This window comes from Vibrio sp. A37, from assembly GCF_059777565.1.
The window spans coordinates 368,185-382,227 of record NZ_JBLNLI010000003.1 but is presented as its reverse complement, the minus strand read 5'-3'; the positions used below and the strand labels follow the sequence as shown (position 1 = coordinate 382,227).

At 40.4% G+C, this 14,043-nt stretch carries 13 protein-coding genes and 1 pseudogene; 5 read left to right on the top strand and 9 right to left on the bottom strand.

Annotated features, from left to right (window positions below; all coding sequences use genetic code 11):
* The first annotated feature begins 32 nt into the window (after positions 1 to 32).
* The 3 genes from ACM2FC_RS07840 (at position 33) to ACM2FC_RS07830 (ending at position 6,353) form a co-directional block, all read left to right on the top strand.
* Positions 33 to 3,293 carry a type I restriction endonuclease subunit R gene (locus ACM2FC_RS07840; protein WP_498480420.1) on the top strand — a complete coding sequence of 1,087 codons (3,261 nt, stop codon included), beginning with the start codon at positions 33 to 35 and terminating at the stop codon, positions 3,291 to 3,293.
* 442 nt (positions 3,294 to 3,735) lie between these two features.
* Positions 3,736 to 4,947, top strand: coding sequence for a hypothetical protein (locus ACM2FC_RS07835; protein WP_498480330.1), 1,212 nt, complete (start codon positions 3,736 to 3,738; stop codon positions 4,945 to 4,947).
* Positions 4,948 to 4,988: 41 nt separating this feature from the next.
* Positions 4,989 to 6,353, top strand: coding sequence for a zincin-like metallopeptidase domain-containing protein (locus tag ACM2FC_RS07830; protein WP_498480329.1), 1,365 nt, complete (start codon positions 4,989 to 4,991; stop codon positions 6,351 to 6,353).
* A 56-nt stretch (positions 6,354 to 6,409) separates the two neighbouring features.
* Here ACM2FC_RS07830 and ACM2FC_RS07825 read toward each other — a convergent pair whose 3' ends face one another.
* The 5 genes from ACM2FC_RS07825 to ACM2FC_RS07805 all read right to left on the bottom strand — a co-directional run bounded on the left by ACM2FC_RS07825 (position 6,410) and on the right by ACM2FC_RS07805 (position 8,656).
* Positions 6,410 to 6,760 (bottom strand): hypothetical protein, encoded by a 351-nt coding sequence (locus ACM2FC_RS07825; RefSeq protein WP_498480328.1) that lies wholly within the window; start codon positions 6,758 to 6,760, stop codon positions 6,410 to 6,412.
* Entirely contained in the window at positions 6,754 to 7,014 is a 261-nt protein-coding gene (locus ACM2FC_RS07820) for a hypothetical protein (protein WP_498480327.1), read from the bottom strand. The genes ACM2FC_RS07825 and ACM2FC_RS07820 overlap by 7 nt, the downstream gene beginning before the upstream one ends.
* A 103-nt stretch (positions 7,015 to 7,117) precedes the next feature.
* Complete coding sequence (locus tag ACM2FC_RS07815) at positions 7,118 to 7,477, bottom strand: hypothetical protein (protein ID WP_498480326.1); 360 nt, start codon at positions 7,475 to 7,477, stop codon at positions 7,118 to 7,120.
* A gap of 26 nt (positions 7,478 to 7,503) precedes the next feature.
* On the bottom strand, positions 7,504 to 7,716 hold the full coding sequence (locus ACM2FC_RS07810) for a hypothetical protein (RefSeq protein ID WP_258480234.1): 213 nt from the start codon (positions 7,714 to 7,716) through the stop codon (positions 7,504 to 7,506).
* A gap of 40 nt (positions 7,717 to 7,756) precedes the next feature.
* Positions 7,757 to 8,656, bottom strand: a complete 900-nt coding sequence (locus ACM2FC_RS07805; protein WP_498480325.1) for a hypothetical protein — start codon at positions 8,654 to 8,656, stop codon at positions 7,757 to 7,759.
* 1,093 nt (positions 8,657 to 9,749) lie between these two features.
* Between ACM2FC_RS07805 and miaE (ACM2FC_RS07800) the strand changes: the two genes are divergently transcribed.
* Positions 9,750 to 10,511 carry a tRNA isopentenyl-2-thiomethyl-A-37 hydroxylase MiaE gene (gene miaE, locus ACM2FC_RS07800; protein WP_498480324.1) on the top strand — a complete coding sequence of 254 codons (762 nt, stop codon included), beginning with the start codon at positions 9,750 to 9,752 and terminating at the stop codon, positions 10,509 to 10,511.
* Positions 10,512 to 10,590: 79 nt separating this feature from the next.
* Positions 10,591 to 11,223: pseudogene (gene miaE / locus ACM2FC_RS07795) on the top strand (tRNA isopentenyl-2-thiomethyl-A-37 hydroxylase MiaE); the annotation flags it as partial.
* Positions 11,224 to 11,290: 67 nt separating this feature from the next.
* Here miaE (ACM2FC_RS07795) and pyrF read toward each other — a convergent pair.
* From pyrF to ihfB, 4 genes are all read right to left on the bottom strand, one after another.
* Positions 11,291 to 11,992, bottom strand: coding sequence for an orotidine-5'-phosphate decarboxylase (gene pyrF / locus ACM2FC_RS07790; protein WP_498480323.1), 702 nt, complete (start codon positions 11,990 to 11,992; stop codon positions 11,291 to 11,293).
* Positions 11,993 to 12,078: 86 nt separating this feature from the next.
* Complete coding sequence (gene lapB, locus ACM2FC_RS07785; protein WP_498480322.1) at positions 12,079 to 13,248, bottom strand: lipopolysaccharide assembly protein LapB; 1,170 nt, start codon at positions 13,246 to 13,248, stop codon at positions 12,079 to 12,081.
* Positions 13,248 to 13,553, bottom strand: coding sequence for a LapA family protein (locus tag ACM2FC_RS07780; RefSeq protein ID WP_498480321.1), 306 nt, complete (start codon positions 13,551 to 13,553; stop codon positions 13,248 to 13,250). The genes lapB and ACM2FC_RS07780 overlap by 1 nt, the downstream gene beginning before the upstream one ends.
* Before the next feature lie 175 nt (positions 13,554 to 13,728).
* Entirely contained in the window at positions 13,729 to 14,013 is a 285-nt protein-coding gene (ihfB, locus tag ACM2FC_RS07775) for an integration host factor subunit beta (RefSeq protein WP_237361426.1), read from the bottom strand.
* Between the last annotated feature and the right edge of the window lie 30 nt (positions 14,014 to 14,043).

Sequence of the window (14,043 nt, the reverse complement as noted above, 5' to 3'; positions counted from 1 at the left end):
AGTTAGCAACACAAGAAGTATATAAAACAGCTATGCGTTGTGTGGATAAAGTATGCGAATCTACCCCAACATATAAAGCCCCTGTAAATGAACAAGTATTCCAAAACGACATCCTTGACCAAATGCAGTCACAAGGTTGGTTGTTGGGCGAGTCGAACAAGTACAACAAAGAGTTGGCACTTTACCCTGAAGATGTAATCGCTTTTGCCAAAGCAACACAGCCTAAACAATGGGATAAGCTAGCGCAGCACTTCCCAGATACAGAGCGTAACCCAAACGCAACGGCTAACGCTTTGCTCAAGTCATTAGAGCAAGAGCTTAAAAACGAAGGCACACTTTGGGTATTGCGAAATAAACTCAATAATCGTGGAGCGAAGTTTGACCTTTGTAACTTCAAACCTGATCACGACTTAAATCCAACGGCAACGGCACGTTATGAGCAAAATATTTTGCGTGTTGTTCCTGAGCTAGTTTACTCACCAAGTGGTTATGATGGGCGTTTAGATTTAACCCTTTTCGTCAACGGTATCCCTGTTGCGACTTGTGAGCTGAAGTCTGAGTTTAAGCAGTCGATTGATAACGCCAAAGTCCAGTATATGAAGGACAGGCAGCCAAAAGATCCTAAGACTAAGAAACCAGAGCCACTATTGACCTTTAAACGTGGTGCATTGGTTCACTTTGCTGTGAGCCAATACAATGTTGCAATGACGACCCGTTTAGCTGGTAAAAAGACATTCTTCTTGCCCTTTGACCAAGGCACGGTTGACGGTGGTAAGGGCAACGATGTGCCAGAAGATGGTAGCTATGCGACCTCTTACCTGTGGAATGAGATTTTCCAAAAAGATAACCTACTGCTGATCCTAAGCCGATATATTCACCTCGAAGTAAAAGATGAAGAGCAGTTAGACGGTTCAATCAAAGTTAAAGAGACAATGATTTTCCCTCGTTATCACCAATGGGCGGTTGTTTCTAAACTGCTTAAAACGGTGGATAGCGAAGGCACAGGTCATAAGTACCTAATTCAGCACAGTGCAGGTTCAGGTAAGTCAAACTCAATTGCGTGGCTGTCTCACCAACTCGCATCAAAACACTACTATACCGACCACCCAGAGCTTGAAAAACAAGCTGGGGATAAGGTTTTTGATTCCGTCATCGTCATCACTGACCGAACAGTACTTGACAGCCAGTTGCAAGATACGATTTATCAGTTTGACCATAATGAAGGAATGATTGCTCGTGTTAATAGAGAAGAGGCGCAAGGCTCTAAATCAAGCCAATTAGCAGGAGAGTTAAAGGCAAGCACCTCTATCATTATCGTAACGATTCAAACGTTCCCTCACGTTTTAGAAGCGATCCGCAAAGACTCAACCCTTGCAGGTCGAAGCTACGCAGTTATTGCCGATGAAGCGCACTCTAGCCAAACAGGAACAACCGCACGTAAATTGCGTGAAGTGTTAATGGCAGAGCAACTAGACGGTAACGAAGAGCTAGACAGTGAAGATATGCTGCGCTTATCGCTCGAAGCTCGTAAAGGCTCAAATAAGCTCAGTTACTTTGCATTTACTGCAACACCAAAAGCAAAAACATTAGAGCTGTTTGGTCGCAGACCAAACCTTGATGAACCAGCAAGTGATACTAACAAACCGTTGCCGTTTCACGTTTATTCAATGCGCCAAGCAATTGAAGAAGGGTTTATTCTCGATGTTCTGCAAAACTACACCAGTTACCGAGTTGCTTATCAACTAGCCCACGAAAATCCAGATTTAGACCAAGAAGTGGATAGTAAAAAAGCCGCTTCAAAAATGGCGAAATGGGTTCGCTTACACCCTTACAATATTGCTCAAAAAGTGGAAACCATCATTGAGCACTTCAACGAGAAAGTGAAACATTTGCTAGGCGGTGAAGCAAAAGCAATGGTTGTAACTAGTAGCCGTTTAGAGGCGGTGCGTTACAAACTAGCGTTTGAAAAATACGTCCAATCTAAAGGCTACGATAATGTTAATGCAATGGTGGCGTTTTCTGGTGAAGTGAATGATCCAGACTTACCCGATCAGCCATTCACTGAAACGAATATGAACCCGAATCTGCGTGGTCGTGATATGCGTAAAGCATTTGATACTACTGATTATCAGGTGATGTTGGTTGCGAACAAGTTCCAGACGGGATTTGACCAGCCTAAGCTAGTCGCTATGTATGTCGATAAGCCATTAAAAGGCGTGGAATGTATTCAGACCCTATCAAGACTAAATCGGACGTGTAAAGGCAAAGACAAGACCTTTGTGCTCGACTTTGTGAATGACCCAGAAGAGATCTTGGCAGAGTTTAAGGTTTACTTCCAAACGGCTGAATTGGCTGGCGTGTCAGATCCAAACATCGTCTATGAACTGATGAAAAAGCTTGATAAGGTCGGGATTTACCAGTGGCGAGAGGTGGAAGCGTTTGTTGATACTTACAATGACAAACAAGCTAATCAAGCCAAACTAGCCAATTTGTGTAAACCAGCCGTTGACCGTTTCTCAGTTCGTTATAAAGAAGCCACTCAGGTGCTTCAATCGGCACAGGCTGAATTATCCAAAGCGAAGATTGAAAAGAACAACAAGAAGATTAAGTTCGCTGAAAACAGCGTCAAACACGCTAAAGAAGCACGAAATATTCTGGAAGTGTTCAAGAAGGATTTAATCTCATTCTATCGCTACTATGAGTTTACTTCTCAGATCGTTAATTTTGATGATTTTGAGCTAGAAAAGCTCAGTATCTTCGCTAAACACCTGCATCCACTATTGCGCTTAGATATCGTGGAAGACGATGTAGATCTGTCTGATGTGGTAATGACCCATTACCGTTTGCACGAGCAGCGTGAAGCAGATTTGCAACTAGGTAATAAAATAGGTGAAGAGCCTAAACCTTACCTACCAGCGGCAAAAGAAGGTTCTGGTGCTGCAGCTAAAGATCCAAAAACGGAATTGCTCAACGAGATCATCGAGAGAATGAACGATTTGTTCATTGAAGATGGATTATCTGAAAATGATATGCTCAATTACGCCAATACCATTGCAGGTAAAATCTCAGAAAATGAAGTGGTAATGGATCAGCTTCGCAGCAACACCAAAGAACAAGCGATGCTAGGGCAATTCCCAGAGTCAATCAGCAATGCCGTAATTGAAAGTATGGATATTCATAACGAAATGGCAATGAAGCTACTATCTAATGAGGCTGTTGCAAAAGGCTTTGCTGGGTTGATGTTTGATGTGCTGATGAAGGGCTTAGGTAAGTCAAACGAAGCTCAAACCTAAACCTGATTTATTCACCGCCTTGGCAAACCGTCAAGGTGGTGAGATTATCTTGTAAAAGTCGAAAAGACAGAAACAATCCAACTCCATAGCATTCTACCCAAACTCCATAGCATTCTACCCAAACTCCATACCATTCTTTTTGCTACTCCATACCATTCCACCAATAGATACACCTTCTATTAAAGATAGATTTTTAGAAACGGTGTAATTGGATTACACAAAGGCTCAAAAAGCAGAATAATATTTCTGGATTTTTTTGCTGTTCAGCTCTTGAAGTTTTCTCGATCTGCGGTACAACATAGGGATAAAAACAAGAAAAACCAAGCGTCAACTTGGTTCTTATTCAATACAATAGGTGCATTGCAGCAGTTCATAATTTCAACGTATCACGGATAACCATTGAGTCAAGACTTCTTGTTTAAATTAACCAAGGAGTAACTCAATGAGCACTAGACCATTATCCCACTATGATTTTCTTTCTAACCAAACACTAGCCCTACCAACAGAACTTCTTCAGGTCGGTTTTTTCAGAAATAACGCTGAACAAAACATTGATGTGATCACTCATAACCTATCACAGCAGCGTTATGATCTAGATGGACTTTACTGCGACACATTTGTGGAGATCCTACTTTTCAGTTTGTTACTTGTTGAACACCATAACTACTATCTCAACTCCAGCAATGACGAAAATGACGAGTGCGTGATTCTAAGCTTGGATAAAGGCTCAAAAATCTTCAAGCAGTTAAAACTAAAGGGTAATTTTACTCTCAGTCAATTGATAGAAAAGATTGAAAACTTCATCGAGCGATTCAAGGAAATAGAGTTTTTTGTCAATGATGAACCAGTCACTATCTTTGAAGAGCTATTCATCAACCGCTTCGATAATAGTTTGCGATTTGAGCTTCACGGTGATTTTATCGACTATATGAATGAACGTGAGCATTCACTTACATTCATCCAGAAAAGCGACTTTGTCGCTATCAAAAGGAAAAATCAAATCCCTATTTTCCTTATAGTTCAATCCCTTAGAGGATTAGATGATCCGTTTTTCACAAAGAGCTACATCTCTAACATTTTAGGCATTAAAGGTGATTTAAACAAAAAACTGTCGGTTTCTTTTGAGAAGCTGAAAGAAAAGCACGTTCTTGAGTATGAAAAAGAGCAGTGTCACTTGCCTGGCATTCCAAAACCATTTTCTAGGTTTAACATCAAAAGTGTCGATGACGGTTTTGTGGCTAAGATGCGTAAAGACGAAGCCAAAGCAGCAAAACAACGTTCAAAGCCCACTCAGAGCCAAAATATTCAAGAGAGTGAGCCAGAGGCTCACGAAACAAAAACTGCCGCTAATTCGGCTGTTTTTGAGGCTGATAATGACACCCTTACGAATGTAGTATGTTGTACAACATTTAAACATAAGAGAGTAACGAAGCGGAGTGCTACCGCTGAAGTAGAAAAGGTATTGGATTTAGATCTTGATGAGTTAGATGAAGCGTGGGTTTTGGCAGTATCTGACGAAAACACCGTTGCTTTTCGCACTGTAAATGGTGCATTGAGCTTGTGTGATAAGTCCAAAACTACTAACGAAATGATGATTTTAACACCAGAAATTATCAGCAAATCAAAAATAAAACCCTTTATTTTTCAGGAATAAACAGTCGCTCAAGCGGCTGAAACTTTCAAAAATACAGAGGCGTGATACTGGACAGATTATTTGATTATTTTTCCAAGCCCAAGGGCGAAAAACCAAGCTCTGACAGTGAAAATGAGATAAGTTTTTTCCGCTCTTCGCTCAATACGTTACCAGTCAATTTTTATAATGACCAATATGCTGGTATTAACATTATAATGCTACTTCAAGATCAACAAGAACAAGCAACGAAAGTACCGATTTACGCAACGTTCAAGCAAGCCGCAGACCTACTGGAACAGCACAAAGAGCAACTTCCACAAAAATCCGATACGTTTGATCCCGATAAACCATTGAAAGGATTAAAATTAGACTCTGTTGTAGTGAAATACCTCGAAAGCTTCAAAAAAGACGGTAAAGCAATAGGTAAGAGTCAGTTCGAGCGTGAAACGCACGGTATGAGCTTCAAAGAAATGCGAGACAACGGCTATCAACATCGTAAAGGTTTAAAGCCTTACAAAGTCTTTCCGCTTGAAAAAATCAAACACCTCCTGCCTCAAACGTTCATTGATGAGCGTCCCTATTTCGCAAAGCAAGAAGAACTTGAACAGCAATCAATGTCACCAGAGCAACAAGATCTAGCATTTATCGATAAAGCCCAGCTAATTATTGATGCTATGGGTGTGCCTGTTATTGAAAAAAACGAAGATCGTGCTTACTACTCACCAAGTAAACATTGCATTGTTGTACCACCACGCCATAAGTTTCACTCTGATAAGGCGTTTTTCGCCGTAGTGCTGCACGAATTAAGCCACTCCACATCAAAGGCTTTAAATCGTGAAATGCACCACAGCTTTGGCTCACTTGGTTATGCAAAAGAAGAGTTAATTGCTGAGACTAGCACTATGTTCTTATGCCTAGAAGAAGGACTAGAAACATTTAACGCTCACGCCCGTTACCTTGAGAGTTGGTGTAGCCATTTTGCTGATAAAAAGAAAGGATTATTAAGTGTCTGTAAGCAAGCGAAACAAGCACAGCAATACATTTCAGAGAAGGTGGAGGAGCATAAACTGAAACTGGCGCAACAGGCACAGTACCGTATCCCTGAGCATCTCGATCATCACGTAGCGTTGAGTGACCATTTACAGTCTGAACTGAGTGATTTTATTGACGACCAATCAAAATCTTTTGGGTTGATGATTCCACTAAAAAATCAGTACATCATTGGTGTAAATAAACTAGATAAAGGGTTGGCGGTATATACCGATGAGAAATGTATCAATGTGTACGGCCCAGCAGCCACAGCCTTACAGAAAAAACTGTCAGAATTAGAAATGAAACAATCATTGTCTAGTGAATCAATGCTCGATATTGAGCCAGATTTTTCACCAAAACAAAAACCAAGAAAAACCAATGGCCTATCAATTTGATTTTCCTCAAAAACGCAAAAAGCCCTTCACGGGCTTCTTTGCATACAAGTTTCGATTTAGTGTCGTTTCACCCTTCTCATCATCACCTCAAAATCAGAATCGTCTATTTGATAGTCATCCCTTGCAAGATGAAGCTGTTGCTCAATGTAATAGACATTATCCATCGAAAGTTGATCATACCAATCAAGCGTTTCTATCACACATAACCTTGTATAATTGGGGAATGCCAGTAGTACATTGATTTGGTTCGATACAACTAAATCTCTGACTGCTTTTTCTATCAAGTCTAAGTCATTATCTTCAATACGCTCCCTAATCTGCCATTTTTCATAAATCTCGTTGGTAGACCAAAGTTCTATCGTCTTGGTGATTGCTCGGTTTTTCATCATCACTTCTGTCATTAACATTGTGCATCCTCCTCATCATTAAGCTCCACACCCAAGGACAATAAACAAGATATGAATGCTTGCTGCATTTCAAAGTCAATCTCTGCCATATGCTCAATCAATAATTCCAAATCAACCCCTTCGCTGGCGTAAGGTTCTAATAGTTCGATAAAATCCATAAAAATCTCAATAAAGAAATCATCGACTTCATTGATCGGCGCTGCCGCTTGATAGAGTTGTTGAAAATGCTGAAAAGTTTGTTCGTGTATATTCATAAAATCACCTAATTGTTATGCACATCCCTGTTGCGTTAAGTTCCCCTTCTTTCAAATGACTACTCATCATTTTTACTCTTGTCGTGGTTAACGATTAAAGCTTTTAGTTGATGTTTTCCGACCCTAAGACCAACTCAATTGACGCAATTGAAGCCTTTAGCATTCTGAGCAACATCGTGAACTGGATGACTATATCGGCATCATCGCTCTGTGAAACCGCATCTATATTTCTTTCGAGCATATTCACCATAAAAGCACACTCATCGACAGCTTGCAGAACCTGATCAAGACTCACCGATCCTCTGAAGCTGAACAATTGCTCCATCAGTTTCATCTCGTTCTGCAAAAATGGACTCACCTCAATATCTATAAAGAAGCGCATTGAAGCGGCAATCAAGCCACACTTTTCACTGAACTCTTTGTTTTTATTAGCGTATTTTCTTGTTGTATCAATAATATTCATAACTATTCTCCTATGTTTTGTTAAAATTATTGTGTTGCGATAAACAGTGTTGTTGCGTCATATCTGACTTCCCAAGTGCTTGAACAATCGTTGCAAGCAAAATGAACGGCTACAGTATCAAAATCGACATCCGTCTCCTCGACACTCGAATCCGAGCTTTCGCATCGCCAGCAGCAATTCGGACTACGGTCAATGTCCATTTCTTCGTCAAATTGAATGACTTTATTTTCTTCACACATAAGCATCTCCTCTAATATTTGTTTGATTTAATGTGATTTTTTAAGCTAACAGCGAATGTTGACTGTTATTCAGATCGATCCCCTTCACGAAAACCCAACGACTACCAATAGGCTTATTTTTATGCTCTCCTTGGTAATATCTCTCTGCACGTAAGTTGCGGAAGAACGGGACTTTAAGCGTGATTTTTCGTCCAGCATTTTTCTCTTTTGACGGTTTTGAACCGCACCCCATACCTCGAAGCACCATTCCTCGACCTTTTGTTCCTTGTCGTTTTTTTGACTTTTTAACCCACGATTTTGGGTAGCCCGCTTCAAGCTTCTTGCCTTCGGTCGCTGAGTGATAAACGCATAACGACAGTGCAATTTTTAGTAACATATCAATCTCATCACTTTCCGAATGCTTGACGGATGGATCTTCATAAGTATCTAGATATGAGTGTCCACGCATTAGATGAACACCATCATTAGCACTGACACAAACGACCAGATCATCATTCATTTCTAGTTCACTGCCCAAAGTCTGCGGAATACCCAAAACATCTCGGTTAGCCTTTAAATGCTCCGCAACCGTCATCACACTGACCAAAGCCGTGTGCATCTTAACCCCCTCAATTTCCGTATTTTTCGGAAAAGACATAGCAAAGGTCTTGAATGGAGGCTCGACATTGAAGTCTTGGACATCAAATGAAGCTAAATAAAGCTGTTGAGCTAAGTCCTTATTTTCGATGAAAATTGTCGGTTCACCACTATCAACCCACAGTTTCTCTCTTCCCAGTAGATCACTCGTTTCAGCATCTATAGACTCCCCACCTCTTGCCATTAAACGAGTAAAATCATCGTAACTAATTGATTTCTTGCCAAAGTGCTTTCTCAAGGTTCTTCTTGATTTTGAATGGTTCATTGCGATGTCTAATTGAGTTTCGTAAGTTTTATAAGTCATAATGTTTTCCTCTTTTTTATTTATTAACTTTCTTCGGGGTGTAAGAACCCCCACCCAGTAGGTGTACTTCTTTAACGCTTTGATTTATCTGTTTTTGTTTATAACTAAGTTCGGACGAACTCAGGGTCATACGCTAGGGAAAGCGCATCAAATAGGGATAGTGTTGATGGAATTGCAGGCATGGAAATCCCTCGTAAGTGATAGACACGAACGAGTGCAAGGTAGGTTTAATTTGAATCGATGTTAATAATGACATAGCGTTTCCTCCAAAGTTAATTTGTCACCAAATCACAAAACACACAGCCTGAGATGAGTGGCGTTTTAACGAATTAGCACAGCATTTTTCAGTGATAAAACACACTGAAAATCAATAAACGTCAGGATCGGGATCGCAATACACGACACCTATTTATGTTTCTCTATCGCTTAAAGCGAAGGCACATCAATCACAAAAGATTGATCTGATAGCCTAAAAGCTATCAACAACGTTTATTCACTGTTCTTTCGTCAAACACTCCTCTTCAAGTGGCACTTACAGTTATTTTGTGTAGCTACCCTCATCAACGGGGCTGCTAAGTTTTATTCGAACATTTCGTTCGTACTATTTGGCGGCAAACAACGGAGGTGTATGTCCGCAGATAAGCCAATATAAAGCGAAAATAATTTTCACTTACGCTAAAGTGTCATTCGATGACTCTATCAATTATTCCACTTCCTTTGGAATACTTAGCGATTTCAACACTAAAACTTACGTACAATGTTTAGTGTTCTCATATCATATCAAAATTAATATCAAGGCGCAAGAATTATTTTGATTTTTTCTTGACAACTAAGGATTTTTCACTCTCAAATCCTTTTAGAAAAAGGGATTCACTAAGATATTTTTTTTGAAAAACTCGCCGTCTCGTTCAATTTTTCAAGCACTATAATATTCTCTAAACGCAAAAACACCATAGTTGAGGTTTTTTTCTCACGCTCAATTTGATGTTTACTCACTTTGGGGGTTAACACCATTTTTAAATCTAAGTAGCCCAGCACGACCAATTTACGTGATAAGATCACGCTAAATGCTCGTATCAACAAAATAAGAAAGATGTATCAAGAACTGTTAGAACCAATCAATTCATTTTTGAAATGCCCGACCCCAAACTCTTGGATTGAAGAGGCTCGCAAACCTGAAAACCTATCCGTGATTTTGCGGGATCATTTACTATGCGAATTGAAAGCTTCTCAGAGTGCTGTTTTTCTTCTTAAACGCTATGTATTAACCGATGAAGGTAAAGAACTTATTACTCAGCTAGTTGAGCCATATGAGCACTTTGCTTACAAAGGGAGCGGTAGCCTCGAAACACTTAAAGGAAAAAGTAGTATATCTAAATCTATCAAACCAAAAGATAGTTGCCCTTACGGACAGGATATGATCGATAAAATGGTTCTACTGATTAAAGAAGAGCTACATCACTTCTATCAAGTTCTAGAAATCATTGAAAAGCAAGGACTGGAATACCGCCCTATTACTGCCAGTCGATACGCAAAAGGGATGATTAAACATATCCGCACTTTTGAACCAGCAGCTCTTATCGACAAGCTAATTATTGGTGCATTCATCGAAGCTCGATCTTGTGAACGTTTTGCTAAACTTGCCCCATTCCTTGAAGAACCAATTCAAAAGTTCTACATCTCGTTGTTACGCTCTGAAGCAAGGCACTATCAAGACTACTTAGAACTAGCAGAGCAAATTGCTGATAAAGATATTTCAGAGCGCATTGAACACTTCGCTAATGTTGAAGCTGAGTTAATTACTTCTAACGATTCAGAGTTTAGATTCCACTCTGGCGCACCAAACTTCTCATAATTTCTTAATAAACTTTTAAGTGATATAAATCAATCATTTATATCACTTTTACATCAATATGCACACCTCAGCTTTTGATGAGTTAAAAGCAGGACAGTCAGCAATGTTTCTTATTCGAAAGTACGCTGTAGACAAAGACAGTGCAAAAAGCTTACTGGAGTGGTTTAAGCCTTATGAAGATTTTGCCTACCGGCAAGTAGGAACCATAGAGTCACTAAAAGGCAAAAGCCAGATTTCGAAATCCATCATAGCGAAATCTTCAACGCACTATAGCCAAGATCTAGTCGATAAGATGGTGATGTTGATAAAAGAGGAACTGCACCATTTTTATCAGGTGCTAGAGATCATGCAGGATAAAGGCATCAACTACGAACCTATCACCGCCAGTCGCTACGCGAAAGGGCTAATGAGCAAAATGGCTACCCATGAGCCACAAACATTAATAGACAAGCTCATTATTGGCGCGTATATCGAAGCACGCTCGTGTGAAAGATTTGCTAAGCTAGCCCCTCACCTAAAAGAAGACATAGCAAAATTTTACGTATCGTTACTGCGCTCAGAAGCTAGACACTACCAAGACTACCTATCGTTAGCGAGAGACATAGCAGGTGAAGACATTTCGGATAGAGTGAACTACTTCGGCGATATTGAAGCAAGCTTGATCGCATCTCCCGATACAGACTTCAAATTCCATAGTGGCTTACCGATTTAAATCGGTTCTGCCTAAACAAGAAAAAGCACCTAGTTTGGTGCTTTTTACATTTAAGCTCAACATTTCACTATACTGAAGCAAGCTCTCTATTAATCGACTCTAGAACCGCTTGAGGCTCCTCTGCCTGCGTTATTGGTCTTCCGATAACCAAATAATCAGAGCCAGCTTGAATTGCATCTTTGGGTGTCATTATACGCTTCTGATCGCCTGCCGCTGAGCCAGCCGGACGAATTCCAGGTGTAATAAGCTTAAATTCACTTCCTAGCTCTCGCTTGAGCATTGTCGCTTCTTGAGCAGAACAGACAACCCCGTCAAGACCTGAGTTTTTAGTCAACTTGGCAAGGTGAATCACTTGCTCTTGTGGGCTAGTTTGGATACCAATGCCTGCTAAATCAGCTTGCTCCATACTCGTTAGAACGGTTACACCAATCAGCAACGGACGAGAAGAACCATATGGCTCTATGATTTCTCTAGCTGCCGTCATCATTCTTTCACCGCCACTTGCATGAACATTGACCATCCATACGCCTAGTTCAGCTGCTGCTCTTACAGCTTTAGAGCAAGTATTCGGAATATCATGAAACTTGAGGTCTAAAAATACTGAGAAGCCTCTTTTATGAAGTTCACGGACGAAATCTGGACCAAGCAGCGTAAACATTTCTTTGCCAACTTTAAGGCGGCACGAATTTGGGTCAACTTTATCTACAAATGACAACGCGCTTTCAACGTTGTCATAATCAAGTGCCACTATCACTTTTTGGTCGATCATTACATCTCCTAATACTTTCCACACAAAAAAATACAGCCAACGAGGCCGTATTTGCTAATTTTATTACTTTTTGAAATCGGTGTACATTACTCTCCATCCAAGCCACGTATAGGCTTGATGGTGCCCCACCCTTTACACGATGGACAGTGCCAATATAGAGAGTGAGTTGAAAACCCACATTGTCTACAACGATAGTGAGGTTTTGACTTTAACTGCTCACCAACTAACTTTTGCAGTGTTGTTAAACTGTCTTTCGCTCTACCTTCTTCTGCTTCAGCCAAATGATAGTCAATTAAACGGTAAAAACCTTTCATTGTAGGGTTTTTAACTAACTGGCGAGTTAATACTTCTTGAGCAGAGTCCATTCCATCATGCTGAGCGACTAAGTGTGCCAGCATAAGCTCTGCCGAAACCCCTGCTTTCTTTGCGATACATTTCTTCAGGAACTGAACTAGGTGCTCCTCTTGGGAAAGATGATAATAACAGTCAGCCAAAGTTGGCAATACTTCACCGATAAAATCAATATCTTGCTCAAGAACCCTTTCCATGTACTTGATTGTTTGCTTGTAGTTCTCAAACTCAAGGTACAATTTGCCAAGCTCAATGCTTGCTCTCACGCACATTGGATCTTCAGCCAAAGCACGTTTATAACATTGTATCGCTTTATTGCTCTCACCCTCAGCCTGTTCCTGAGCCGCCACTTCACACCATAAGTGTGAAATCGTCCCTTTCATTCGTTTGCGTCCCAGACGAACAAGCATTGATGAATAATGAATAGCCTTGTGCCATTCCCGAGTTTGCTGATAAATAGAAACTAACTGCTGCAAGGCGGCATCTTTGTGCTCAGGCTCATCCACAAGCTGCTCAAAAATCTTCTCCGCTCTATCTAGAAAGCCAGAAACCATGTAATCTCGCGCTAATTGTTGTAACGCGATATTTTTTTGGTCGATGGTCAATCCTGAACGAGAAATTAAATTCTGGTGGATACGAATAGCACGATCCACTTCGCCTCTTGAGCGAAAAAGGTTACCAAGCGCTAAGTGAGTATCTATGGTCTCATCATCGACTTGAAGCAACTCAATGAAGTGATCAACTGCCTTATCAGATTGATCAGACAGTAGCAGATTAAGCCCGGTTACATATTGACGGGAGATTTGATTAGACTGTTTCTGCTTGTCTTGCTGGGCACTGCGATTCCCCATGTACCAGCCATAGGCGGCAGCAATCGGCAATAACAAGAAGAGGATCTCTAGCATTAAACAGAAGCCTTAGTATCTACACTATTCTCTTTAGATTTATTTTGCGAAGCCATGTTCGCATTTAATTTTTTTAATTGTCTATTGAGCTTGCGCACTTTGAATTGAGATTTAACGTGAAGGCTTCCAAAAATAAGCAAAGACACTAAAAACCCAATAACAAAAACAATTCCCAATAAAGCCGATAAGTGAAACTCACCTTGTGCAATCAAATAGTTGAAAGTTACAACAGACTGGTTTTGAGCACCTAGCGCTAACGCAATCAAAAACAACGCGATAACGACAATGATTTTTATAATTCTCATAATACATCACCTTAACAGATTCAAGCCGCTATGATTATGCAGCAAAACTGGCATACAAACCACGTTTATATAACCAATTACCTTTTGGAATCAGAATTCCAGTTGGTAAAGAAAATTATGGTGACAAAAAAGCGGCATACTTTAAGCATGCCGCTATTCAAAGCGCTTTAATGAGTTAGCTATCTACATTGACTCGCTCACGTAACTCTTTACCTGGCTTAAAATGAGGTACGTACTTTCCGTCTAACTCCACTTTATCGCCAGTTTTTGGGTTGCGGCCAACTCTTGGCTCACGGTAGTGGAGCGAGAAGCTGCCAAAGCCACGAATTTCAATTCTATCGCCGCCCTCTAAAGTTGTCGCCATATGCTCAAGAATATTCTTTACCGCATCTTCGATTTCTTTTGCTGACAAGTGTGTTTGCTCGGTGCAGAGTCTTTCAATTAATTCAGACTTAGTCATAGTTTCCCTCATTACTTTCTATATCAAAGA

Excerpts from the sequence above, each read along its gene's own strand:
- ACM2FC_RS07840 (WP_498480420.1), top strand. The coding sequence starts at position 33 with ATGCGTTGTGTGGATAAAGTATGCGAATCTACCCCAACATATAAAGCC.
- ACM2FC_RS07835 (WP_498480330.1), top strand. The coding sequence starts at position 3,736 with ATGAGCACTAGACCATTATCCCACTATGATTTTCTTTCTAACCAAACA.
- ACM2FC_RS07825 (WP_498480328.1), bottom strand. The coding sequence starts at position 6,760 with ATGTTAATGACAGAAGTGATGATGAAAAACCGAGCAATCACCAAGACG.
- ACM2FC_RS07820 (WP_498480327.1), bottom strand. The coding sequence starts at position 7,014 with ATGAATATACACGAACAAACTTTTCAGCATTTTCAACAACTCTATCAA.
- ACM2FC_RS07815 (WP_498480326.1), bottom strand. The coding sequence starts at position 7,477 with ATGAATATTATTGATACAACAAGAAAATACGCTAATAAAAACAAAGAG.
- ACM2FC_RS07810 (WP_258480234.1), bottom strand. The coding sequence starts at position 7,716 with ATGTGTGAAGAAAATAAAGTCATTCAATTTGACGAAGAAATGGACATT.
- ACM2FC_RS07805 (WP_498480325.1), bottom strand. The coding sequence starts at position 8,656 with ATGACTTATAAAACTTACGAAACTCAATTAGACATCGCAATGAACCAT.
- miaE (WP_498480324.1), top strand. The coding sequence starts at position 9,750 with ATGTATCAAGAACTGTTAGAACCAATCAATTCATTTTTGAAATGCCCG.
- pyrF (WP_498480323.1), bottom strand. The coding sequence starts at position 11,992 with ATGATCGACCAAAAAGTGATAGTGGCACTTGATTATGACAACGTTGAA.
- lapB (WP_498480322.1), bottom strand. The coding sequence starts at position 13,248 with ATGCTAGAGATCCTCTTCTTGTTATTGCCGATTGCTGCCGCCTATGGC.
- ACM2FC_RS07780 (WP_498480321.1), bottom strand. The coding sequence starts at position 13,553 with ATGAGAATTATAAAAATCATTGTCGTTATCGCGTTGTTTTTGATTGCG.
- ihfB (WP_237361426.1), bottom strand. The coding sequence starts at position 14,013 with ATGACTAAGTCTGAATTAATTGAAAGACTCTGCACCGAGCAAACACAC.